This window comes from Flavobacterium sp. LHD-85 (assembly GCF_030929595.1).
Classification (GTDB): domain Bacteria; phylum Bacteroidota; class Bacteroidia; order Flavobacteriales; family Flavobacteriaceae; genus Flavobacterium.
In genome coordinates this window covers 1-22,015 of record NZ_JAVFVR010000024.1, presented here as the reverse complement: position 1 = coordinate 22,015, position 22,015 = coordinate 1, and the positions used below count along the sequence as shown (strand labels likewise).

Here is a 22,015-nt window from a genome sequence, read left to right as displayed (position 1 = left end):
CTATTTTCTATCGATTTTGTAGGCTGAATTTTTAAAAATAGTAACTAAATTTGTAATTCACTGATTATAATACTTTCTCTAAAACGTTTTCTGAGAATAATAATCGAAATCGCATTTGGTACGTTTTTTATATATAGAAACGTCGTAATTTTACAAAAACACATTTTATTATGAATTTATCACAAGAAGATTGGGTTGCTCAGTTAGAGGCTGACGAAAATGCAGTTATACTTGATGTAAGAACTGAAGACGAATTTAATGACGGCTACATTGAGAATGCTCTAAATATTGATATCAATAAAGGGCAGGCATTTATCTATGAAATCGAAGAATTAGACAAAAATAAAAACTATTACGTATACTGTCGTTCTGGGGCGAGAAGCGCAAAAGCATGCCAGATTATGAACGAGTTAGGTATAGAAAACGCCTACAATCTGCTTGGAGGAATCCTAGATTGGGAAGGTGAAACAGTACAACCATAAAAGAAGAAGAGGCAATAAAAAAGCCTCTTTTTTCTTTTGAAAATAGAATTACCAGACCATTAAATAACCAAATTATGAGTTTTATACCAGAAGAATATCAGATTAAAAGTTTGATAAATCAAGATACTTATCTTGTAAATGGAGAATTGAAACAATGGACAGGGCAAACCACACCTGTGTTTTCTACTATTTCTTCAACAGAAAAATATTCGCCGACTTTATTAGGATCTATTCCTTTTATGGGAGAAAAAGAAGCAGCAGAAGTTGTCGAAGCTGCTACCAATGCGTACGATATGGGACAAGGCTTGTGGCCAACTATGAAAGTAGTAGATCGTATTAAATGCATGGAAAAATTTGTGAAACAAATGAAAGAAACCCGCGAAGAGGTAGTGAAATACTTAATGTGGGAAATTGGAAAATCATTAGGAGATTCGCAAAAAGAATTCGACAGAACAGTAGAATATATTTACGATACTATTGCCAGCTACAAAGAACTAAACGGACGCAGTTCGCACTTTGAAAAAGTACAGGGAGTAAATGCTATGATTCGCCGTGGACCTCTTGGCGTTGTATTATGTCTTGGACCATATAATTATCCTTTGAATGAAACTTTTTCATTGCTGATTCCAGCTTTGATTATGGGTAATACTGTAATTTTCAAACCTGCTAAGCATGGTGTTTTATGTATTTCGCCATTATTAGAAGCATTTAGAAGCAGTTTTCCAAAAGGAGTGATTAATATCGTTTATGGTAGGGGACGCGAAGTGGCTTCTCCGATTATGAAATCTGGAAAAATTGATGTTTTGGCATTAATTGGAAACAGTAAATCGGCGATTGCTTTACAAGATCAACATCCAAATAAAAATAGACTGCGTTTAATTTTAGGTTTAGAAGCCAAAAATCCAGCAATTATTCTTCCAGATGCCGATTTAGATTTGGCGATTCAGGAATGTATTACAGGAAGTTTATCTTTTAATGGACAACGTTGCACGGCGTTGAAAGTTTTATATGTTCACAAATCTATTAGAGAAGAATTCAATAAACGTTTTGCTGCAAAAGTAGATAGTTTAGTTTTTGGAAATCCGTGGGAAAAAGGAGTTTCTTTAACACCGCTTCCAGAAACAGATAAGCCAAAATATATTCAGGGACTAATTGATGATGCTATTCATAAAGGAGCAAAAGTCATCAATGAAAAAGGAGGGAAACATACTGATAACTATATTTTTCCAGCAGTTTTATATCCAGTAAACAAAGAAATGCGTGTGTATCACGAAGAACAGTTTGGACCTGTTGTTCCGGTGCTTTCTTTCAAAGATATTAAAGAGCCATTGAAAGATATGGCAGAATCAAATTACGGACAGCAAGTAAGTTTGTTTGGTAAAGACATAAAAACATTGGCACCACTAATTGATGCTTTGGTTAACTTAGTTTGCCGCGTAAACTTAAACAGTTCTTGCCAAAGAGGGCCAGACGCTTTCCCTTTTACAGGAAGAAAAGATTCTGCTGTGGGAACTTTAAGTATTCCAGACGCTTTGCGCTCATTCTCAATCCGTACGTTTGTAGCTTCAAAAGATATCGATTATAACAATGAGATTCTGCAAGAATTGCTTAACAGCAAAGAATCTAATTTTATTAATACAGATTATATTTTGTAGCCATCAAGGTTATATATTAATTGTAGATGCCGTTTGTTGTTTTAGTCGACAGACGGTTTTTCTTTTTTAGACGCTAAGGTTTTTTGGTAATGATTAAGTAATAGCTATAAACCATCAACAATAAACCATCAACTATTAACAATTAATAATTAAATTTGTAACATTGCTTTCAAACGGCAGTCTTATATACCAAACAATTTAAAGATCTAAGAATCACTTATGAAAAAGAAGTTTTTGCAATTTGCATTAATAGCATTCGTTCTTTTTGCCCAAAATAATTTTGCACAAGAGCTTTATATGCCCAGAAACATAAAAAAAGCTTATGAAAATGGAACACGCTCTAAAGACGGGAAACCTGGCGCAAACTACTGGCAGAACCGCGGAAAATATAATATGGAAATTTCAGTTGACCCAAAAACAAAAATAGTTGCTGGAACAGAAACCATCATTTACGAAAATAATAGCAAGGATACATTAAGAAACTTAGTTATTCGTTTTGTAAATAATCTTCATAAGCCATCTTCTCCAAGAGGCGGTGAAGTAAACAACGATTTTTTAAGCGATGGATTAACGATTACTTCATTAAAAATAGAAAATGAAGTGTACAAAGAAGACGCAAGAAATTGGGGAACGGTTGGAAATGTAAAATTGCAGAAACCAATTTTACCGCATTCAAAAACTACTATAAATATTCAGTGGAATTATCCTTTGTCTAAAGAGAGTGGGCGTGAAGGACAGATTGACGAAACTACTTTTTTTGTGGCATACAGCTACCCAAGAATTTCTGTTTTTGATGATTATAATGGTTGGGATAGATTGCCTCATACAGATCGTCAGGAATTTTATAATGATTTTAATGATTATGTTTTTTCTGTAAAAGCACCAAAAAATTATGTGGTTTATGCAACAGGAGATTTATTAAATCCAGATGAGGTTTTACAGCCTGAGTTTGCATCGCGTTTAAAGAAATCATATACAACAGAGGAAATCCTTCATATTGCTAACGAACAAGAAATGAAAAGCGGTATCGTAACCAAGCAATACGATTGGAATGTCTGGAAGTTTGAAGCTAAAAACATTACAGATGTATGTTTTGGTTTAAGCGATCATTATTTATGGGATGCTAGCAGCGTTGTTGTAGATAAGAAAACAAACCGCCGTGCGAGTGTTCAGGCTGCGTATGACATTAAAGGAACAGATTTTGTTAATTCTGTAAAAAACAATCAATATGCTTTAGATTGGTTTTCTAATAATTGGCCAGGAGTTCCGTACCCGTTTTCTAAAATGACAGCTTTTCAAGGTTTTGCCGATATGGAATACCCAATGATGTGCAATGACTCTGAAATGGGAGATCCTATTTTTGCACAGTTAGTTCAAGATCATGAAGTAGCGCATACTTACTTTCCTTTTTATATGGGAATTAACGAAACGCGTTATGCTTTTATGGATGAAGGCTGGGCAACAACTTTCGAATATTTAATCGGAATTGCCGAACACGGTAAGGAGTCTGCAGATAAGTTCTATAAAGAGTTTAGAGTTAAAAAATATATAACAGATCGATCTGCAGAACAAGACCAACCTGTTATAACAATGTCTACACAGGTTTCGGGAGCTGGTTATGGAAATAATTCTTATGGTAAAGCTTCTCTTTCATATTTGGCTTTAAAAGACATGTTGGGAGATGATTTGTTCAAAAAGGCGCTTCATTTTTACATGGATACTTGGAACGGAAAACATCCAATTCCGTGGGATTATTTTAATTCATTTAATACAGCAACGGGAAAGAATTTAAATTGGTTTTTCAATAATTGGTTCTTTACGAACAATTATTTAGATATTGCCATAAAAGGAATTTCTGCCGATAAGAAAATTATAACGATAGAAAATATTGGAGGTTTTGCAATTCCGTTTGACGTTGTAATCACTTATGCTGATAAATCAAAAATTACTTTGCATCAAACGCCAGCGATTTGGGAGAAAAATCAAAAAACGGCTAGAATAATTTTGAAAAGCTCAAAAAAAATAGAAAAAATTGAGCTTGATGGTGGAATTTTTATGGATGCAACACCAGAAAACAATGTGTTAAATGTTAAATAATTGAGTTAACTGTAGCAAACTATTTAAAAAAGTTACTTTGTTCTCGCAAAGTAACTTTTTTTGTTTGAAATAATTAAAAATATACAAAATTACGGAAAACCGTAAAGATATTTGTTAGGAAAATATTACGTTTGCGAAATACTAAAAATACCTCCAAATCCAAATGAAGAATACTTTTGTTCTGATTGTTTTGCTAACGACCATTCAATTTTTTGGGCAGAACGATCAAAAGACTGCATTTCAAAAAAACAAATATGAATTGGCTATTTCTTACTACAAAAAAGCTGATTTTGTAAAAGCTATAGATTTATTTTCTTTAGCTGCGAAGATTAAACCTGAAAACGAAATCGGAAAAGATGCTGTTAAAAAGGTAGATACCTTAAGAGAGCTTTTGAGAAAAGAAATTTTAAAGCAAGTGACAGGTACTTGGAAAAGAACAGGAAATCAACCAGTCTGGTCTTCGACTACAGCAAGTGTAAATCAATCTGCTTTTGATGAATTAGTCGAAATTAAAGAAAACGAGATTTTATTTTACGAAGTTGACAAAAAAACAAAGGTAAAGAAACTTGTCAAAACAGAAAATCTAGTGTATAATGATAATAACTGTAATGCATCTGCATTCTCAGAGATTATTCTTTCCGACGGGACAATCTGGAACTGCAGTCTGAATGATAAGTCAAACATACTCCATGTTGTAAATGTAGCTGTTAAAACAGAAGAAGGAATACAAAAGATAATGAGTGATAATGAAGAGAGTTATTACGTTAAACTATAAAACAAAAAAAATGGGAATCAATCGATTCCCATTTTTTTTGTTTTATGCTTATAGAAATTTAAATCCAAGTGATAGATTTGTTACTCCAGTTTTAATTTCGCTATTAGAAGCATCTATATCGCTTAGCCCGGCAAGATATCTAAGATCAAACGTTAGTCTCCAGACATCAACTCCAACACCCCCAAGAATACTATGATTGTTTCTTTCCAGTGCTATAGAATTAAGATTATTGCTGGTACTTATATCTGAATAATTTTTCCAGTTGTAGCCAACAAAAAGTCTTACGTTTCCAGCCTTTCCAAGGGGAACAATTTTAAGCCCAGCAATTAGTGAAGCATCTGTTCCTGCAAGTTTAAATTTAGTTTCTCCAACTCCGTCTTGATATACGCTGAAATTAGTTTGAGCATATCCAAATTCACCCTGAGCATAAAAAAGTGCAAGATTTAATCGAGCAAAGGCGGCAGCGCCAATTCCGGTATTCGTATGGTCGGAGCTGAAACTTTTGGCATTGACAGAAGTAATATTGGTTGAAAACTGTGGGCCAATTTGTATTAATTGTGCAAATCCATTAGCACAAATACATAAAAATACTGCTAAAAAGAATTTTCTCATAACGGAATCTGTTTGATTTTGGTATTATAAAAATAGTGATAATAGATTATAATTGAATGATTTGTCTGATTTATTTTTATGTAAAGTTTTGAAAGCTAGTTGTATCTGTATTCTGCATTTGTTTTTTATAATCAAATCAAAATGAATTATTTTTGAGCAGATAATAGAGTGAAATGGAAATTAAAACAATAAAAGCATCCGATACCTGGCAGATACGTCATGAAGTAATGTGGCCTGACCAACCATTTGAATTTGTACAATTAGAAGAAGACGATTTAGGATTTCATTTCGGAGTTTTTGAAGATGATAAATTGGTTTCAATAGTTTCTTGTTTTCTTGATGGGAAAGAAATGCAGTTTAGAAAATTAGCCACTTTAGAAGAATATCAAGGAAGAGGAATCGCTTCTTATCTTTTAAAACATATTTTGGGGTTTGCAAAAAGTGAAAGAATGGAAAAAGTTTGGTGTAATGCCAGAAGCAATAAAAAGTCTTTTTATGAAAAAATGGGATTTATAGATACTCATAAGACTTTTGTAAAAGCTGGTCAAGAGTTTACAATTATGCAAATTAAACTGTAAAATAGTATTAGTTTGTTTTTGGTAAATTATTGTATTGTAGTTGTTTATCTTGTTTGTTTTGGGTTTTAATGTTATTTTTCTTCATCTAATCTTCATATAAAAAGTTACCGAAAACGTTTTCATTTTATGTAACTGTTAAAGCTTGTTAAAAAATCTTTTTTTGTTTTAATTCTTTTACTACTTTCGCACCGAAATGAGAAAGTTAATAGTATTTTTAGTATTCATGAATATGCTTCTGTTTGGCGGAGGTCAATATTTGAATGCAAATACTTTTGGTGCTCATAATCACCATCATCTGCAAAAGCACAGAGTTAAATTCACTAATCATGATCGTGGAACCTCAACAATTGAAGAAGCTACAGATGTTGATCTAGAAGAAGATCTTCTGGGGGGTGATGATTCTAATTTACTAACGAACAAGTACTTTACTGCTTCGTATAGTTTGGTAGACGCTTTGTATCTGGCACTTTCAGATCAGTCTGCAGCGAATGATTCTAATCGTTTAAAATTTTCTACGCCTGTATTCGGGCATTCAAATCCTATCTATATTACTCAACGAGTATTAAGAATTTGATTCTAAAGTATACATCGGTTACCTGAGTTTTGATCTCTGCGTATCTTGCTGTTGTATATTTTTTTTTACTTCTGCTTATATAAAGTTAAGGTCTGGACTAAGGCTGGCTGATGCATTTTAACATCCAAAAGGAATTTTTATTCCAAAGCATTCAATCGCTTAATTTCCAAACTAAATCATGAAAAAAATCATTGTGTTCACAGGCTTAATGGCCTTGGTGTGCTTAACGAGCTGTACATCTAAAAAAGAAGAAAAGGAAGAAGTTGAAAAATTTACCGTTACTAATCCGGTTAGAATTGATACTTCATTTACAAAAGAATATGTCTCACAAATAAAATCGGTTCGTAATATCGAACTTCGCGCCCAAGAAAAGGGGTTTTTACAAAATATATATGTTGACGAAGGACAGTTTGTAAAAAAAGGACAGCTGTTATTTAAAATTATGCCTAACATGTATCAGGCAGAATTATTAAAGGCGCAGTCAGAACAAAAATCAGTAGAAATTGAATTGCAAAATTCAAAATTGCTGGCTGATAAAAATATCGTTTCTAAAAACGAATTAAGTGTCGCTCAGGCGAAATTGCAATCTGCAAAAGCTGAGGTTGCATTAGCAAAACTTCATTTATCATTCACAGAAATCAGAGCTCCATTTGACGGAACAATCGACCGCATTCCTTTAAAATTAGGAAGTTTAATTGACGAAGGGGAACTATTGACAAGCCTTTCAGACAACAGCCAAATGTTTGCTTACTTCAATGTTTCTGAGCCAGAATATATTAGCTATGAAACAAATATTAAAGACCGTGCAGATAACAAAGTGAATTTAGTTTTGGCTAACGGAGATATTTTTAAAGAAAAAGGTAATGTTGAGGTGATAGAAAGTGAATTCAACAACGAAACGGGAAATATCGCTTTTAGAGCAAGATTCCCTAATTCTGGAAAATTACTTAGAAATGGTGAAACAGGACAAGTTCAAATGAATGTTCCTCTTAAAAATGCTATTGTAATTCCGCAAAAAGCGACTTACGAAATTCAAGATAAAAAATATGTTTTTGTAGTTGGTAAAGACAACAAAGTTAGTTCTAGAGAAATCACCATTACAGGAGAAATTCCTGATTTATATGTAATCAAAAGCGGTATTACAGAGAACGATAGAATCCTACTTGAAGGTGTTCAGAAAGTAAAAGAAAACGACAAGATTAAATTCGATTACGAATCTCCTAAAGAAGTAATCAATCATTTACGCTTAAAAGCAGAATAGTTTTTTGTTTTAATAGTTTCAAGTTTCAGGTTTTAAGTTACGTACTGAACCTAAAACTTGAAACCTGAAACTTGAAACATTTTAAACTTCAATAAGTTTAATCATTTAAAAAATATTAAAATGTTTAATAAATTTATTCAAAGACCTGTTCTTTCGATCGTAATATCGTTGATCATTGTCTTCTTAGGGGTATTGTCGGTTTTAAATTTACCTATTACACAATTCCCTACAATTTCACCTCCAATGGTGAACGTTACCGCAGATTATCCTGGATCTAACGGTGAATTGATGGTTAAGGCGGTTGTTATTCCTTTGGAAAGAGCCTTAAATGGTGTTCCAGGAATGAAGTATATGGCTTCTGACGCCGGAAACGATGGTGAAGCTACAATTAAAGTAGTTTTTAACTTAGGTACAGATCCTAACCAAGCAGCAATTAATGTACAAAACCGTGTAGCTTCTGTTACCAATAAACTTCCTCCTTTGGTAATTCGTGAGGGTATCAAAATTACCCGAGAAGTACCAAGTATGTTGATGTACGTGAATCTTTATAGTACAGACAAAAATACAGACATGAAGTTCTTGTATAACTATGCTGATATCAACGTACTTTCTGAATTGAAAAGGGTAAACGGTATTGGTTCTGGAGATATCTTAGGAACACGTGAATATGCAATGCGTATTTGGCTGAAGCCAGATCGTATGTTAGCCTATAAAATTTCTGCTGATGAAATAATGGAAGCGTTATCTAGTCAGAGTTTGGAGGCTTCTCCAGGTAAAACAGGGGAGAGTTCTGGTAAACGTTCTCAAGCATTTGAATATGTATTGAAATATTCTGGACGTTTTACCACTAAAGAACAATATGAGAATATTGTAGTAAAAGCCAATCCAAACGGAGAACTTTTGAGATTGAAAGATGTTGCAAAAGTTGAATTTGGAAGCTCGATGTATGATATCTATTCTAATTTGAATGGAAGACCATCTGCAGCTATTGTATTGAAACAGTCTTTTGGAAGTAACGCGAATCAGGTTATTGAAGAAGTAAAAGCAAAACTGGAGAAAATTAAACAGAGATTTCCAAAAGGAATGGATTATGAAATTTCGTATGACGTTTCTAAATTCCTTGATGCTTCTATTGAAAAAGTAGTTCATACTCTTGTTGAAGCCTTTATCTTGGTAGGTTTAGTAGTATTCCTTTTCTTAGGAGATTGGCGTTCTACCGTTATCCCAGCAATTGCGGTGCCCGTATCGTTGGTAGGAACTTTTGTGTTCATGACATTCTTCGATATTTCATTGAACTTAATTACATTATTTGCTTTGGTATTGGCAATTGGAGTAGTCGTCGATGATGCGATTGTGGTTATTGAGGCTGTTCACGCCAAGATGGAAGAAGAACATCTCTCGCCATTTAAAGCGACTAAACAAGCTATGCATGAAATTGCAGGAGCAATTATTGCAATTACATTCTTAATGGCGGCGGTATTTATTCCGGTTGCGTTTATGTCTGGTCCTGTTGGAGTTTTCTATAGACAGTTCTCGGTAACTATGGCAACTGCTATTATTCTTTCTGGTATTGTGGCCTTGACTTTGACACCTGCACTTTGTGCGATGATGTTAAAAAACAACCACGGACAGCCTAAAAAGAAAACGCCAGCAAATAGATTTATTGATGCTTTCAACGAAAAATTCAATTTAGCTCAAGGAAAATATCAAAATCTATTAGGTAAAATTGTTGACAGAAGAGTGGTAACTATCGTAGCTCTTGTAGGTTTCTGTATCGGGACATTTTTAATAAGCAGTTCGGTTCCTTCAGGATTTATTCCGAATGAGGATCAGGGAATGTTTTATGCTGTAATTCAGACGCCTCCAGGATCATCTTTGGAGAGAACTAATAATATTGCAGAGAGAGTTCAAAAAATTGCTGAAGATATTGACGGAGTAAAGTCGGTTTCTTCATTAGCAGGTTATGAGATTCTATCTGAAGGTACAGGTGCCAACTCAGGAACGTGTTTGGTTAACTTAAAAGATTGGAGCGACAGAAAGGAATCTGTTGTGGAGATTATGCACGAAATGGAGGAAAAATGTAAAGATATTGCAGGAGCAAATATCGAATTTTTCCAACCGCCTGCTGTACCTGGATATGGTGCTGCCGGAGGATTTGAGCTTCGTTTGTTAGATAAAACGGGTTCTGTAGATTATAAGAGAATGGAGCAGGTTAACAACGACTTTGTTGCCGAATTGAATAAACAGCCAGAATTATCAAACGTATTTAGTTTCTATAGCTCTAGTTTCCCTCAATACATGATGAAAGTCGATAATGACTTGGCACAGCAAAAAGGGGTTTCTATCGAAAATGCCATGAATACTTTGTCAACTCTTGTGGGAAGTAACTATGAGATCAGTTTTATCAAGTTCGGTATCAACTATAAAGTTATCGTTCAGGCTTCGCCAGAATATCGTGCGCAGCCAGATGATATCTTGAAATTGTATGTAAAAAATGATCGTGATGAAATGGTGCCTTTTTCTGCTTTCATGAAATTAGAAAAAGTGTACGGACTTTCAGAAATCACTCGTCATAATATGTATACCTCAACACAAATTAGTGGTTCGCCAGCTCAGGGGTATAGTTCAGGTACTGCAATTAAAGTAATTCAGAGAGTTGCTGCCGAAAAATTGCCAAGAGGATATGACATTGACTGGGCAGGTATTTCTGCCGATGAGGTGGCTCAAGGTAATCAGGCGATTTGGGTATTCTTAATCTGTTTAGGATTCGTTTACTTGGTATTAGCAGCACAGTATGAAAGTTTTATTCTGCCATTATCAGTAATTCTTTCGTTGCCAGCAGGTATTTTTGGAGCTTTCCTTTTATTGAAATTAACAGGATTAGAAAACAACATTTATGCACAGGTTGCGATGGTAATGTTGATTGGTTTATTGGGTAAAAATGCCGTACTGATCGTAGAGTTTGCTATTCAGAGACATGCCGCAGGATTATCAGTTTTACAATCAGCAATGGAAGGGGCAAAAGCAAGGTTCCGTCCGATTTTGATGACTTCATTTGCCTTTATTGCAGGTTTATTACCGCTTGCTTTTGCAACTGGTCCAGGTAAAATTGGTAACCGAACAATTGGTACTGCAGCCGCGGGAGGTATGCTTATCGGAACCATTTGCGGTGTATTTGTAATTCCAGGCTTGTATTTCATTTTTGCCAAAATTGCTGAAAAGTACAAATTGGTAAAACATGAAGAAGAAAATCCATTAACAGAAGAAATTGATAACAATCATGTATAAAGTTAAATCATATCAATATAGTATTGCATTAGCTGTTTGTCTAGCAGTTGCAGGGTGTAAAACCCCTGCACCTGAGGCAGCAGTTACAACCAGTACGCCAGTTCCTGAGTCGTTTGGAGCAACAGCTCAAACGCAAGATGCCGACAATAATACAGCGGCATTAAACTGGAAAGATTATTTTAAAGATCAGAACCTTGTTGAGTTAATAGAGGCTGCTCTTAAAAACAATCAGGAATTAAATATTACTTTACAGGAAATTGAAATTGCAAAAAATGATATCCGTGTAAAAAAAGGACTTTTATTGCCAACAGCAGGTTTACGTGCGGGAGCAGGAGTAGAAAAAGTAGGTAGGTATACTAGTCAAGGTGCGGGTGATGCTACAACAGAGATTAAACCAGGTGTAGAAACACCAGACCCGTTAGGCGATTTTACCATCGCCGCTTATGCAAACTGGGAAGTTGATATCTGGAAAAAATTGCGTAATTCTAAAAAAGCAGCTTTAAACAGATATTTAGCTACTGTTGAAGGGAAAAACTTTGTCATTACGAACCTCATCGCAGAAGTTGCTGATTCTTATTATGAATTATTGGCTTTGGACAATCAATTGGATATTGTAAAACAGACCATCAAATTGCAGACTAACGCTTTAGAAATTGTAAAAGTTCAAAAGCAAGCGGCAAGAGCAACTGAATTGGGAGTTAAGAAATTTGAAGCAGAGGTTTTAACTTCACAAAGTTTAGAGTTTGATATTTTACAAAAAATAAAAGAAAACGAGAACAAAATCAACTTTTTGCTAGGAAGATATCCTCAAGAAATTAAAAGAACCAGCAGTACAAACTTCTTAAGTTTATTGCCAGCTGCTGTAAGTTCTGGAATTCCATCTCAACTGTTACAGAATCGTCCAGATGTGAAACAAGCAGAATTGGAATTGGTTGCAGCAAAGTTAGATGTAAAAGTTGCGCGAGCAGAGTTTTATCCTTCTTTAGATATTACAGCAGCTATTGGAGTACAGGCTTTCAAACCTTCTTATTTGTTCACCATGCCAGAATCGCTTTTATATTCATTGGCAGGAGATCTTGTTGCTCCTTTGATTAACAGAAATGCAATTAAGGCAGAGTTTGCAAGTGCCAATGCAAGACAGATTCAAGCATTGTACAATTACGATCGTACGGTTTTAAATGCTTATTTAGAAGTTTCAAACCAAATGTCTAAGATCGAGAATCTTCAAAAAGGATATGATCTTAAATCGAAACAAGTAGACGCTTTAAATACTTCTATTGATGTTTCAAACGATTTGTTTAAATCGGCTAGAGTAGATTATTTTGAAGTTTTGATGACTCAGAGAGATGCATTGGAAGCTAAATTGGAATTAATCGATACTAAAAAAGAACAATTAAATGCTGCAGTCCATGTTTACAGAGACTTGGGCGGCGGATGGAAATAAAATTTGCCTGTTAATTTGTAGTGAAAAAGCCTTTCGGAAGTAAAATTCTGAAAGGCTTTTTCGGTTTTCAAATAAGCATTTTTATTGTGCTTGACGGTTACTGCTAAAAGAATCTCTAAACATTTTCCAGCCTTTAGGAGTTTTTTTCCAAAGAACAAGAAATTTACCATCATCCATAAGTTCGCCTTTCGAATTTAAGGACTGCCATAAACCTTCTTCGGTAACATATTCTACGCCATCGCCGTATACCGCTGTCGTAATAAATTTACCGCCTCTTAAGCCATATTCGTCATAGGCTTTTCTGAAGAATTTGGCAGCACCTTCTTTTCCATAAATTTGAGGCGCATTCGGAAGCAGTATTGAAGCGTCATCCGCATAACGATCGATAAAAATAGATGGATCATTATTTTTAAATGAATTAAAATAAATAGCATTACTTTCCTGAATTGCTTTTTTTGCTTCGTCTAAATTGGCTGTTTCTTTTTTTGATGCCGAATCACAGCTACTTAATAATATGGTAAATACAATTAGTTTTAAGATTGTACCAAGAGCATAATTTTTCATAACGTTAGTTTTTAATTAAAAGAATAAATTGATATTATTTTAATCAAAGGTATTGCGCTTGAAAATTTTAAAATTGTACAAATCGGAACAGTTTTTTTCTAAGATTCTGAACTTCTAAGTTGCTAAGAAGTAGAGCCGAATATTGATTTTTTAAATAATTAAATTATTTATTGGAGATAGGTTTTCTAAATAAGAAGTAGGTGTAGTTCCTGTAAAAGCTTTGAAATCTCTTATAAAATGCGATTGGTCAAAGTAACCGGAATCGTAAGCAATTGAAGTTAAAAGAGAATCGTTGTTGGAAATCAATTTTAAACTGCGTTGAAAACGGATAATTTTATTAAATGATTTTGGAGCCAGACCCGTGTGCTGAAAAACCAGTTTATGAAGATAACGAGGTGTCATTCCGTATTTGGCCGCAATAGTATTGATGTCGCTTCCTGATGGATTTTGGACTAAACTAGAGAGAATATGAGCCACTTTTTGAATTTTCTGCGACTTGTTATCATTCGTTATTAATTTCTTGATTAAAAATGATTCGATAAGTTCAATTCGCTTTTGTATTTCTGGAGTTTCCAAAAGCTGTAAATGAAGCGTTGTTATGGGTTTGCCAATTACATCTTCTAAATCTAAAATCTGATCGTTAAAGATTCCGACCTCATCGTTAAAAAAATAAGCTGCAGAATGGGTATAAAACCGAATACCCAACATAGTGTGTCTGCCTTTTGATTTTATGGCAAGCGGTTTTGTTATTTGTCCCCACAATTCAATTTTGGGTGTTTTGTGAAATTTTTCATCAATTAGAGATTCCCAAATGCCATCTCCAAGGTTAAAAATCATTTCCATTTCGCCACTCGGAAAAACAGTATCTTGAAATTCGATATCAGAATCTGATTCAAAAATATAATAGTGTTTTATATAAGGTTTCAGAATTTCTGATGGTAGAAAATATTGGAATTCCATTGCACTAGATTAATGTTAAATCATTGTCTAGATCAAAGTTATGAAATTAAAGAATAGTTAAACCAGTATTTTTGTACGGCTTTAAAATTTCCTCATCTGGAGAAACATTGGTTACCAAAACATCGATGTCTTTTATTGGACAGACAAAATAAGATTCGGCGGTTTCCACTTTTTCAATAGAGCTTAAGGCAATCACAAAATTAGAGTTCTTAATCATATTCTTTTTCAGCACAGAATCGTCATATAAAATTCCTGTAATACCGCGTTCATGATGAATACTGCAGATTCCTAAAATGAAAATGTCTGCTCTAAAGTTTCTAAAAAAATCAATTGTTTCAATACTCGATGTCGCAAAAGAAGTTTTGCACATTTTTCCGCCTGCAAAAATTAGATCAATATTGGGTAAATCTTCAACCAACGAAGCTATGGGAAAACTATTGGTAATAACCGTCAATTTTAAATCGTAAGGAAAACTGGCAACCAAAGCTAATGAAGTTGTTCCGCCATCAATAAAAACAACTTGTCCGTCTTTCAAATATGAAATAGCTTTCTGCGCAATAATTTTTTTGTTTTCGATATCGTGTTTTTCTCTTTTTCTATAATGAAGCGGAATTGGAGAAGGAGCGACTGCACCGCCACGAACTGCTTTTAATAGCCCTTGGTCTGAAAGTTCTTTTAAATCGCGTCGGATTGTGTCTTCTGAAACGCTCAAATATTCACTTAATTCGATAGAGCTAACACGGTGTTCTTTAGATAAATACTCTAAAATTGCTTTTTGACGTTCTTCCTTTTTCATTTTGTTTGCGGTTTTATATTGCAAAAATAAGTTAAAAATTGCAATATTTTGCAATTTTTGCATAATTTTACCGCAAAATAAAATTATCATGAGAAAGAAAACCATTGCAGTCGATATGGACGGGGTGCTAGCCGATATAGAATCCCAATTGATTGAAGAATATAATAAAGAATACGGAATGAACCTTTCGAAAGAAGGAATTCAGGGACTAAGTGAAGAGGAAGCTTTTAAAGAAAGAGCACTTTTGCACGGAATTTTAAATAAAGGAAACTTTTTTAGAAACCTGCCCGTAATGCCAGATGCAGTTGAGAGTTTGCAAGAGCTCCAAAAGAATTTTGAAATTTTTATTGTCTCGGCAGCAACAGAATTTCCAATTTCGCTTGCCGAAAAAGTAGCTTGGCTTGCAGAGCATTTTCCTTTTATAAAATGGGAAAATATAGTGTTATGCGGCAGCAAAAGAATTATAAATACCGATTATCTGATTGACGATCATTGTAAAAATCTAGACCATTGCATGGGCCAACCTATTATGTTTACTGCCTTTCATAATATAAACAAAACACACCATTTAAGAGTAAATAACTGGAAAGAAGCGGTGGCTGTTTTAAACGAAACATTATAAGCTGCAAAAAGGTTATAATAGTATTGTTTTTTGAAGAGAAAAGCCTTTCAGATTAATTCTGAAAGGTTTTTTTAATATGCGAATTTTTCTTTCACCTTAATTTGCGTTTGTTCAGGCATAGATATTTTTACTTTAAATCCTTTGTCTGGTTCTGTTTCAATATCAAATGTGCCATTAATGGCAAGAACACGGTTTGACATATTTTGAAGGCCATTTTTCACAACCATACTTTTTTCGCAGCCTTTACCATTATCCCTATAATTTATCGAAATTGATTTTTGGTCACTATCAAATCGTATTACAACAATACTTGCCTCGCTGTGCTTTTTCATATTCACCATTAATTCCTGTAAAATTCGGCTGATGGTGATTTTTTTTATGTCGTCAATATTTTCCCAATTTATGTTTTCTAAATTGGTAACCATGATATTTCTCTCTCGTGTATTATAGGCAGAGAGCATTTCTTTTATGCTGTGGGTAAAATTTTCGCCAGTATCAATACTATTGTTTTCTCTTGAAATTCCACGTACGCGGCTATAAATATCATCCAGTTTTTGCAGCAGATTCTCTTTTGTATTTTCTACAGATAACGGCTGAGATTCCGCAAAAGCAATTACTTGAAAAACATCGTTTGCTAGTTCATCGTGGATTTTTTTTAGCAATTCGGGTTTCGGTGTTGTACGAAGTTTTAAATTCGATAGCTTTATTTTTATTTTTATAATAGCGTATCAAAATGAAAATGAGAATAACTAAAAAAGCAAAAACAATTACCGATACGATTTTTAGGTATTTGGCTCTTTGAAGCGATAATTGATTCTCGGCTTTTTCTAAACGAAGTTTTTCGTTTTCGTCTTTTTCCTTTTTGGCATCGTACTTAATTTTGGCAGACTTATTTTTAAAATTATTTCGAACTTTAATAATGCTGTCATTTAATGTAAAGTACTTTTGCGTATATTTTGCAGTATTAGGAGTGTTATCATTTGAGATTAATATTTGCAGGGCTTCTAATCTTTCATCAACGCTATTTAGTTTTGTAGAAATAGTATATGCTGCAAGAGCGTTTTCGTCTGATTTTTTTTTGTCTTTTTCGGAATAATAATCTGCGAGATGCAGATAGCTTTCGATACTTCCGTAAGTATCTGCTGATTTAATTCTTGTTTTTAAACCTTCACTCATTAATAGGATTCCCTTTTCATCCAATCCTTTTTTATAGTAAGCATAGCCCAAATTGTCTAGTAGTATAGACTTGTCATATAGTGTGGCTTTCTCTTTTAAATCTTCATTTGAAAGAGAGTGTAAAAGGGAATCTAAAATGGGGATTGCTTTATCATATTTTTTTTGTTGTATATAAACAGCAGCAATGTTTTGTATTGGGCCTTGTTTTTCTAGATTGTCGGTATAGTTATTTATCGCTTCCTTATAGTAAAAAATAGCATCATTATAAAGTGAAAGTTCTTTGTCGGCAACTCCTAATCTGTTGTTTATGCAGGCTGTATGATTTTTATTTTTTTTAGCATAAGGTAATGCTTCTGTTACAGTTTCTTTACTACCGTAATAATCTCCATTGATCTGTTGAATGGTTGCCATTTGGATAAGTATGTAGGAGATATTGGCACTATCTTTTAAAGTTTCAAAAAGAGCTTTTGATTTGTTAAATTCGTAAAAAGCGGTATTAAAGTTTTCTTTTACATAATTTTCGTCTGCTATATCTCGTAAGCTAAGTGCTTCTTTTTTAATTGATTCTGTGTTAGAAGTAGTAGAACTTTCTTCTTTACAAGAAAAAAGAAAAATAAGTAGAATAAAATAAAAAAACGGGGACCGTAACATATAAATTTACTTTCCCCGAAAATAGTAATTAATTTGATACTTTATGATTTGTTTCTTGAAGAGAAAAATCTTTCAAATTAATTCTGAAAGTTTTTTTTAATATGCGAATTTTTCTTTCACCTTAATTTGCGTTTGTTCAGGCATAGATATTTTTACTTTAAATCCTTTGTCTGGTTCTGTTTCAATATCAAATGTGCCATTAATGGCAAGAACACGGTTTGACATATTTTGAAGGCCATTTTTTACAACCATGCTTTTTTCGCAGCCTTTACCATTATCCCTATAATTTATCGAAATTGATTTTTGGTCACTATCAAATCGTATTACAACAATACTTGCCTCGCTGTGCTTTTTCATATTCACCATTAATTCCTGTAAAATTCGGCTGATGGTGATTTTTTTAATATCATCAATATTTTCCCAATTTATGTTTTCCAAATTGGTAACCATGATATTTCTCTCTCGTGTGTTATAAGCAGAGAGCATTTCTTTTATGCTGTGGGTAAAATTTGCGCCAGTATCGATACTATTGTTTTCTCTTGAAATTCCCCGTACGCGGCTGTAAATATCATCAAGTTTTTGCAGCAGATTCTCTTTGGTGTTTTCTACAGATAACGGCTGAGATTCCGCAAAAGCAATTACTTGAAAAACATCGTTTGCCAGTTCATCGTGGATTTTTTTAGCAATTCGAGTTTCGGTGTTGTACGAAGTTTTAAATTCGATAGCTTTGTTTTTATTCTTATAATAACGTATCAAAATGAATATTAAAATAACTAAAAAAGCAAAAACAATTGTTGATACAATTTTTAGGTATTTAGCTCTTTGAAGTGATAATTGATTTTTAGCTTTTTCTAAACGAAGTTTTTCGTTTTCGTCTTTTTCCTTTTTGGCGTCGTATTTAATTTTGGCAGACTTGTTTTTGAAATTATTTCGAACTTTAATAATACTATCGTTTAGTGTAAAATACTTTTGGGTGTATTTGGCAGTATTGAGACTATTGTCATTTGAAATTATTATTTGTAGAGCCTCCAGTCTTTCGTCAATGCTGTTTAGTGCTGTAGCAACTTTATAAGCTAAAAAAGCATTCTCATCTGATTTTTGAAGATCTTTGTTAGCATAATAATCGGCAAGATGTAGATAGCTTTCGATGCTTCCATAGGTATCTTTAGTATTGATTCTAATTTTTAGACCTTCAGTCATTAACTGTAATCCTTTTTTATCTAATCCTTTTTTAAAGTAAGCATATCCTAAGTTATCTTTTATTAGGGATTCATTATAAGTTTCATTTTTTTCCTTTAATATGCTATTATTTAGAAGAGAATCTAAAAGGAGAATGGCATCATCATATTTTTTTTGCTGAATATATACAGCGGCAATGTTATTTAAAGGAATTTGTTTTTCAATAGGGCTTTTATAATTGTTTACGGATTTTTTGTAATAAATTATTGCATCATCATATAGAGAAAGTTCCTTGTCTGCAATACCTAATATATTATTTATGCATGCTAAATGGGGTTTGCTTTTTTCTACATAAGATAATGCATCGGTTACTGTCTCTTTACTGCCATAATAATCTCCATTGATCTGTTGAATAGATGACATTTGTATAAGTGTATACGAAATATTGATGCTGTCTTTTAAGGTTTCAAAAAGTATTTTTGATTTATTGAATTGGTAAAAAGCAGTACTTAAATTTTGCTTTGCAAAATTGTCATCTGCTTTGTCTCTTAGATTTAAAGCTTCTTTTCGTATTGATTCTGTTCTCAGATTATTAATCTTTTTTTTATTACAGGAAAAGAGAAAAAGTAGTACGAAAAAATAAAAAAACGGGGACCGTAACATATAAAATTTACTTTCCCCGAAAATAGTAATTAATTAGATACTAAAGGTATATTTTAACTTATGGTTTTAGTGGAGGTGGAGTCTTCCCATCACCAGGACCATCAGGATTAGCATCACCAGCGTATGAAGGCTGGGTAGTTTTTTCAGTTTTCTTAACTGTTTGTGTCTCATACTCATCAGGAGTGCAAGAAAATATCGTGAACAATAACGCAAAAGCGATAAATAGTATTAGTTTTTTCATTTTGTTTATTTTTAAGAAATTAGACATAGGTATTGCTGTCCGGAATGATCCAGAGGCTTTGGGACAATACCAACATTGGTTTTGGGAAGTGAAGTGTGTAGAACAGTAAGACGTTATTTATACTTCCCGAATAAACTCGGTCTTACAGTTTTTTTACACTCTTAATTAGAACTGGTTTTCATTATTGTTTTAGTCTGCAGACAAAACCTGAACTAATTTCTTGATGCAAAGTAAAGGAGCTTTCAGGCCTTAACTGGTAAGGGATTCCCGGAATTCCCGCGTTTTCCTGAGATTCCCAGAAATTCCCAGAAAAAAGCGTAAAAGTCTAGTTTGAATTATTTAATTTTAGACAAATCTCTTATTATAATAGATGCAATAAGTCTGTCAAAAGTTGGGTGCGAACTATTAAAAAAAATATAGAAATAGTATAGATTTGGAACAGAAATTGAATTGCTTGTAAAGATTAAATTTAGAGGTTGAAAATAAAGGCATATAAAAAAGTTTTGGTTAAAAATGGAAATAAAAAGGAGTCAAAAGAATTTTCTAAAAAAGTAAGATGAACAATACATTAGAAGAATATAAAAAGGCGATTAAAATTAAATACGAGATTGAAAAAGACGGTGAGTACTTTGATTTTCTGTACCACCCTTCCCGCGGAAAACTCCGCGATTTATGCTGGCTTATCTTTGAAGACAACCCGACTCAAGATGATTTAAAAGTTTTTAGAAATTTACTATGCGTAGATTTTGACTATACCCAAAAGAATAAGTTTAAAAATCAAAAAGATAAGTTTAGGCCTATTGAAACTTTCTTTAAAGGCGAAACAGACCCAACAAATATTGATGCCATAAATCTTGCTGCAGTGCTAGTTGATTTTCAGCCGCGCCCTTTTAAAAAGTTCAACGAAAAATGTAGAATTGAAGAAGCAAAACAAATTAAGAACGTCGCGAAGGATGTAACCGTTGAAATTGATAGTAATGGCATAGAAGAAAATGTTTTGTTGAAAAATGAAAATGAAGAGTCTAAAGAAGCTCCTGAAAAGGAAAATCTTATGCTGAATTTTAAAGATTTATTTTCTAAAGAAATGGTTCAGAAAGTATATCCTCGCAAAATAATTACGATTGCGGTTGGAACAGTTGCTCTGGTGTCTTCTGCATGTTTATACTTGGTGCAGAAAAAAGATTAAGCAACATAAATACGAAATGAAATTTGGACGCATTTTGAAAAATAAAATGCATGAAGGAATAAAAAGAATGATTTTTTGAAGTGTAATTTTGGCGTTTAAAAAGTGTGTTTCTCGGCATATATTTACTGATTTTTACACTATAAAGATAAGAAAAAAAAAGCGTTAAACCTAATAAAATCAGTGTAATTATGCTTTTTTTTACTAAAAAAAAGCATAATTTTTTTTGAATCGCCGACTCTATCAATTCACTTAATTTTACTACTACCCAAACTACTTTTTGTAACTAAATTGAAATAAAATTATCTATATTTATAAAAATTAAAAAAAGCTTGAATCCATTAATGCCTATTGTAAAAATATTATTTATGAAAAAATTTTTATTGCTCTTAATTGTTTTATGCGTTGTCGGTTGTAAAAAGTATGTTGTTTCGATCGAACAGCCAACAAACATGAAATTGGATAACTTGAAACTAGAAGTGTATTTGGATAAAGAAAAAGTTCAGGAGATTAATTTAAAAGCAACAGAAGCATTACCAACCTATCAAACGATTGGGTTGCCGGTGTCAGATGATGGATTGCACCTGCTTCAGGTTAAAGCAAAAGATGCAATTTTTACTTTTGAAGTAAAGTACCCTGAGGAAAAATATATTATGATGACAGCTCACTTAAAAAATAATGGTAAACTTCATGTCGGAATCTTAAAACAAAATTATAAGTTTAGATTTTGCTCATAAATTAGTCTAGGTTATTTTGTAAAAGACAATACCCGACAGATTTTAAAATCTGTCGGGTATTGTCTTTTTAATTTGGTTATAGTATAGATATCATGTTTGAAATAGAATGTATGCTAGAGATGATTTAGGAATTGGATTTATGTTGACATGTATAATATGTTTCTCGCCTGAACGGTTTCTAAACTAGTTGGGTTTATATTACATATAATATATAAGTACATTTTAGTATTTATAGATATACTTATATATGTATGGCTGATGTATAATTGTAAAATGCCGATCTAATCGGAGCGAAGCGCATCGAGTTTTGGAATTTGGAATTTGAAAGATTGGAATTTTAATATTAATTAGGAGCTTGATCCCGCTATGCGCTCCAATCTTCTGCTTTTTAAAGAAAAAAGCAGAAGGATTTCCGCTCCTATCGGGGCTATGGCATCGGTTTTCAGAAGAACGGCCGGGAAAGCCAGGCGTCTTTAG

21 protein-coding genes are annotated in these 22,015 nt (G+C 33.2%); 12 read left to right on the top strand and 9 right to left on the bottom strand.

The genetic code is table 11. From position 1 onward, the window contains the following. The first annotated feature begins 170 nt into the window (after positions 1-170). From RB618_RS23120 to RB618_RS23105, 4 genes are all read left to right on the top strand, one after another. Positions 171-482, top strand: a complete 312-nt coding sequence (locus RB618_RS23120) for a rhodanese-like domain-containing protein (RefSeq protein WP_095929060.1) — start codon at positions 171-173, stop codon at positions 480-482. 74 nt (positions 483-556) lie between these two features. After that, a complete protein-coding gene (locus RB618_RS23115) occupies positions 557-2,137 on the top strand; it encodes an NADP-dependent glyceraldehyde-3-phosphate dehydrogenase (protein ID WP_308070988.1) in 1,581 nt (526 codons plus the stop codon). Between the two features lie 219 nt (positions 2,138-2,356). Next, positions 2,357-4,234 carry a M1 family metallopeptidase gene (locus RB618_RS23110; RefSeq protein WP_308070987.1) on the top strand — a complete coding sequence of 626 codons (1,878 nt, stop codon included), beginning with the start codon at positions 2,357-2,359 and terminating at the stop codon, positions 4,232-4,234. 163 nt (positions 4,235-4,397) lie between these two features. Then, positions 4,398-5,009, top strand: coding sequence for a tetratricopeptide repeat protein (locus RB618_RS23105; RefSeq protein WP_308070986.1), 612 nt, complete (start codon positions 4,398-4,400; stop codon positions 5,007-5,009). Positions 5,010-5,057: 48 nt separating this feature from the next. Here the strand turns inward: RB618_RS23105 and RB618_RS23100 are convergent, their stop codons facing one another. After that, on the bottom strand, positions 5,058-5,621 hold the full coding sequence (locus tag RB618_RS23100; protein ID WP_308070985.1) for an outer membrane beta-barrel protein: 564 nt from the start codon (positions 5,619-5,621) through the stop codon (positions 5,058-5,060). A gap of 173 nt (positions 5,622-5,794) precedes the next feature. Between RB618_RS23100 and RB618_RS23095 the strand changes: the two genes are divergently transcribed. The 5 genes from RB618_RS23095 to RB618_RS23075 all read left to right on the top strand — a co-directional run bounded on the left by RB618_RS23095 (position 5,795) and on the right by RB618_RS23075 (position 12,766). After that, a complete protein-coding gene (locus RB618_RS23095) occupies positions 5,795-6,199 on the top strand; it encodes a GNAT family N-acetyltransferase (protein WP_308070984.1) in 405 nt (134 codons plus the stop codon). Between the two features lie 193 nt (positions 6,200-6,392). Next, a complete protein-coding gene (locus RB618_RS23090) occupies positions 6,393-6,773 on the top strand; it encodes a hypothetical protein (protein WP_308070982.1) in 381 nt (126 codons plus the stop codon). Positions 6,774-6,951: 178 nt separating this feature from the next. Next, positions 6,952-8,034: an efflux RND transporter periplasmic adaptor subunit gene (locus RB618_RS23085; protein WP_308070981.1), complete on the top strand. Its 1,083-nt coding sequence runs from the start codon at positions 6,952-6,954 to the stop codon at positions 8,032-8,034. A gap of 120 nt (positions 8,035-8,154) precedes the next feature. Beyond that, positions 8,155-11,322, top strand: coding sequence for an efflux RND transporter permease subunit (locus tag RB618_RS23080; RefSeq protein WP_308070980.1), 3,168 nt, complete (start codon positions 8,155-8,157; stop codon positions 11,320-11,322). Further along, on the top strand, positions 11,315-12,766 hold the full coding sequence (locus tag RB618_RS23075; RefSeq protein ID WP_308070979.1) for a TolC family protein: 1,452 nt from the start codon (positions 11,315-11,317) through the stop codon (positions 12,764-12,766). Before RB618_RS23080 ends, RB618_RS23075 begins: the two co-directional genes overlap by 8 nt. An 81-nt stretch (positions 12,767-12,847) precedes the next feature. Here RB618_RS23075 and RB618_RS23070 read toward each other — a convergent pair whose 3' ends face one another. The 3 genes from RB618_RS23070 to RB618_RS23060 all read right to left on the bottom strand — a co-directional run bounded on the left by RB618_RS23070 (position 12,848) and on the right by RB618_RS23060 (position 15,086). Beyond that, on the bottom strand, positions 12,848-13,330 hold the full coding sequence (locus tag RB618_RS23070) for a DUF4440 domain-containing protein (RefSeq protein ID WP_308070978.1): 483 nt from the start codon (positions 13,328-13,330) through the stop codon (positions 12,848-12,850). Positions 13,331-13,480: 150 nt separating this feature from the next. Then, positions 13,481-14,290: a helix-turn-helix domain-containing protein gene (locus RB618_RS23065; protein WP_308070977.1), complete on the bottom strand. Its 810-nt coding sequence runs from the start codon at positions 14,288-14,290 to the stop codon at positions 13,481-13,483. Between the two features lie 46 nt (positions 14,291-14,336). Beyond that, complete coding sequence (locus tag RB618_RS23060) at positions 14,337-15,086, bottom strand: DeoR/GlpR family DNA-binding transcription regulator (RefSeq protein ID WP_274253923.1); 750 nt, start codon at positions 15,084-15,086, stop codon at positions 14,337-14,339. An 88-nt stretch (positions 15,087-15,174) separates the two neighbouring features. Here RB618_RS23060 and RB618_RS23055 point away from each other — a divergent pair, with 88 nt between their 5' ends. Continuing rightward, on the top strand, positions 15,175-15,708 hold the full coding sequence (locus RB618_RS23055) for a 5'(3')-deoxyribonucleotidase (protein WP_308070976.1): 534 nt from the start codon (positions 15,175-15,177) through the stop codon (positions 15,706-15,708). 71 nt (positions 15,709-15,779) lie between these two features. Here RB618_RS23055 and RB618_RS23050 read toward each other — a convergent pair whose 3' ends face one another. The 4 genes from RB618_RS23050 to RB618_RS23035 form a co-directional block, all read right to left on the bottom strand. Next, positions 15,780-16,370, bottom strand: coding sequence for an ATP-binding protein (locus tag RB618_RS23050; protein ID WP_308070975.1), 591 nt, complete (start codon positions 16,368-16,370; stop codon positions 15,780-15,782). Further along, entirely contained in the window at positions 16,348-17,535 is a 1,188-nt protein-coding gene (locus RB618_RS23045) for a hypothetical protein (protein WP_308070974.1), read from the bottom strand. The genes RB618_RS23050 and RB618_RS23045 overlap by 23 nt, the downstream gene beginning before the upstream one ends. Positions 17,536-17,631: 96 nt before the next feature. Beyond that, positions 17,632-19,137 (bottom strand): ATP-binding protein, encoded by a 1,506-nt coding sequence (locus tag RB618_RS23040; protein WP_308070973.1) that lies wholly within the window; start codon positions 19,135-19,137, stop codon positions 17,632-17,634. A 298-nt stretch (positions 19,138-19,435) separates the two neighbouring features. Further along, positions 19,436-19,618: a hypothetical protein gene (locus RB618_RS23035; RefSeq protein WP_111426757.1), complete on the bottom strand. Its 183-nt coding sequence runs from the start codon at positions 19,616-19,618 to the stop codon at positions 19,436-19,438. A 556-nt stretch (positions 19,619-20,174) separates the two neighbouring features. On the opposite strand from RB618_RS23035, the gene RB618_RS23030 reads away from it, so the two are divergent. Both RB618_RS23030 and RB618_RS23025 read left to right on the top strand, forming a co-directional pair. Then, positions 20,175-20,804: a hypothetical protein gene (locus RB618_RS23030; RefSeq protein ID WP_308070972.1), complete on the top strand. Its 630-nt coding sequence runs from the start codon at positions 20,175-20,177 to the stop codon at positions 20,802-20,804. A 365-nt stretch (positions 20,805-21,169) separates the two neighbouring features. After that, on the top strand, positions 21,170-21,538 hold the full coding sequence (locus tag RB618_RS23025) for a hypothetical protein (RefSeq protein WP_308070971.1): 369 nt from the start codon (positions 21,170-21,172) through the stop codon (positions 21,536-21,538). 222 nt (positions 21,539-21,760) lie between these two features. Here the strand turns inward: RB618_RS23025 and RB618_RS23020 are convergent. Then, a partial coding sequence (locus RB618_RS23020) for a hypothetical protein (protein ID WP_308070970.1) occupies positions 21,761-22,015 on the bottom strand: 255 nt, incomplete at its 5' end.

Bases quoted from the DNA above. Each gene is read 5' to 3' on its own strand.
- RB618_RS23065 (WP_308070977.1), bottom strand. From the start codon at position 14,290: ATGGAATTCCAATATTTTCTACCATCAGAAATTCTGAAACCTTATATA.
- RB618_RS23085 (WP_308070981.1), top strand. From the start codon at position 6,952: ATGAAAAAAATCATTGTGTTCACAGGCTTAATGGCCTTGGTGTGCTTA.
- RB618_RS23035 (WP_111426757.1), bottom strand. From the start codon at position 19,618: ATGAAAAAACTAATACTATTTATCGCTTTTGCGTTATTGTTCACGATA.
- RB618_RS23045 (WP_308070974.1), bottom strand. From the start codon at position 17,535: ATGTTACGGTCCCCGTTTTTTTATTTTATTCTACTTATTTTTCTTTTT.
- RB618_RS23090 (WP_308070982.1), top strand. From the start codon at position 6,393: ATGAGAAAGTTAATAGTATTTTTAGTATTCATGAATATGCTTCTGTTT.
- RB618_RS23095 (WP_308070984.1), top strand. From the start codon at position 5,795: ATGGAAATTAAAACAATAAAAGCATCCGATACCTGGCAGATACGTCAT.
- RB618_RS23025 (WP_308070971.1), top strand. From the start codon at position 21,170: ATGAAAAAATTTTTATTGCTCTTAATTGTTTTATGCGTTGTCGGTTGT.
- RB618_RS23060 (WP_274253923.1), bottom strand. From the start codon at position 15,086: ATGAAAAAGGAAGAACGTCAAAAAGCAATTTTAGAGTATTTATCTAAA.
- RB618_RS23070 (WP_308070978.1), bottom strand. From the start codon at position 13,330: ATGAAAAATTATGCTCTTGGTACAATCTTAAAACTAATTGTATTTACC.
- RB618_RS23030 (WP_308070972.1), top strand. From the start codon at position 20,175: ATGAACAATACATTAGAAGAATATAAAAAGGCGATTAAAATTAAATAC.
- RB618_RS23105 (WP_308070986.1), top strand. From the start codon at position 4,398: ATGAAGAATACTTTTGTTCTGATTGTTTTGCTAACGACCATTCAATTT.
- RB618_RS23115 (WP_308070988.1), top strand. From the start codon at position 557: ATGAGTTTTATACCAGAAGAATATCAGATTAAAAGTTTGATAAATCAA.
- RB618_RS23100 (WP_308070985.1), bottom strand. From the start codon at position 5,621: ATGAGAAAATTCTTTTTAGCAGTATTTTTATGTATTTGTGCTAATGGA.
- RB618_RS23110 (WP_308070987.1), top strand. From the start codon at position 2,357: ATGAAAAAGAAGTTTTTGCAATTTGCATTAATAGCATTCGTTCTTTTT.
- RB618_RS23055 (WP_308070976.1), top strand. From the start codon at position 15,175: ATGAGAAAGAAAACCATTGCAGTCGATATGGACGGGGTGCTAGCCGAT.
- RB618_RS23120 (WP_095929060.1), top strand. From the start codon at position 171: ATGAATTTATCACAAGAAGATTGGGTTGCTCAGTTAGAGGCTGACGAA.
- RB618_RS23080 (WP_308070980.1), top strand. From the start codon at position 8,155: ATGTTTAATAAATTTATTCAAAGACCTGTTCTTTCGATCGTAATATCG.
- RB618_RS23075 (WP_308070979.1), top strand. From the start codon at position 11,315: ATGTATAAAGTTAAATCATATCAATATAGTATTGCATTAGCTGTTTGT.
- RB618_RS23040 (WP_308070973.1), bottom strand. From the start codon at position 19,137: ATGTCATCTATTCAACAGATCAATGGAGATTATTATGGCAGTAAAGAG.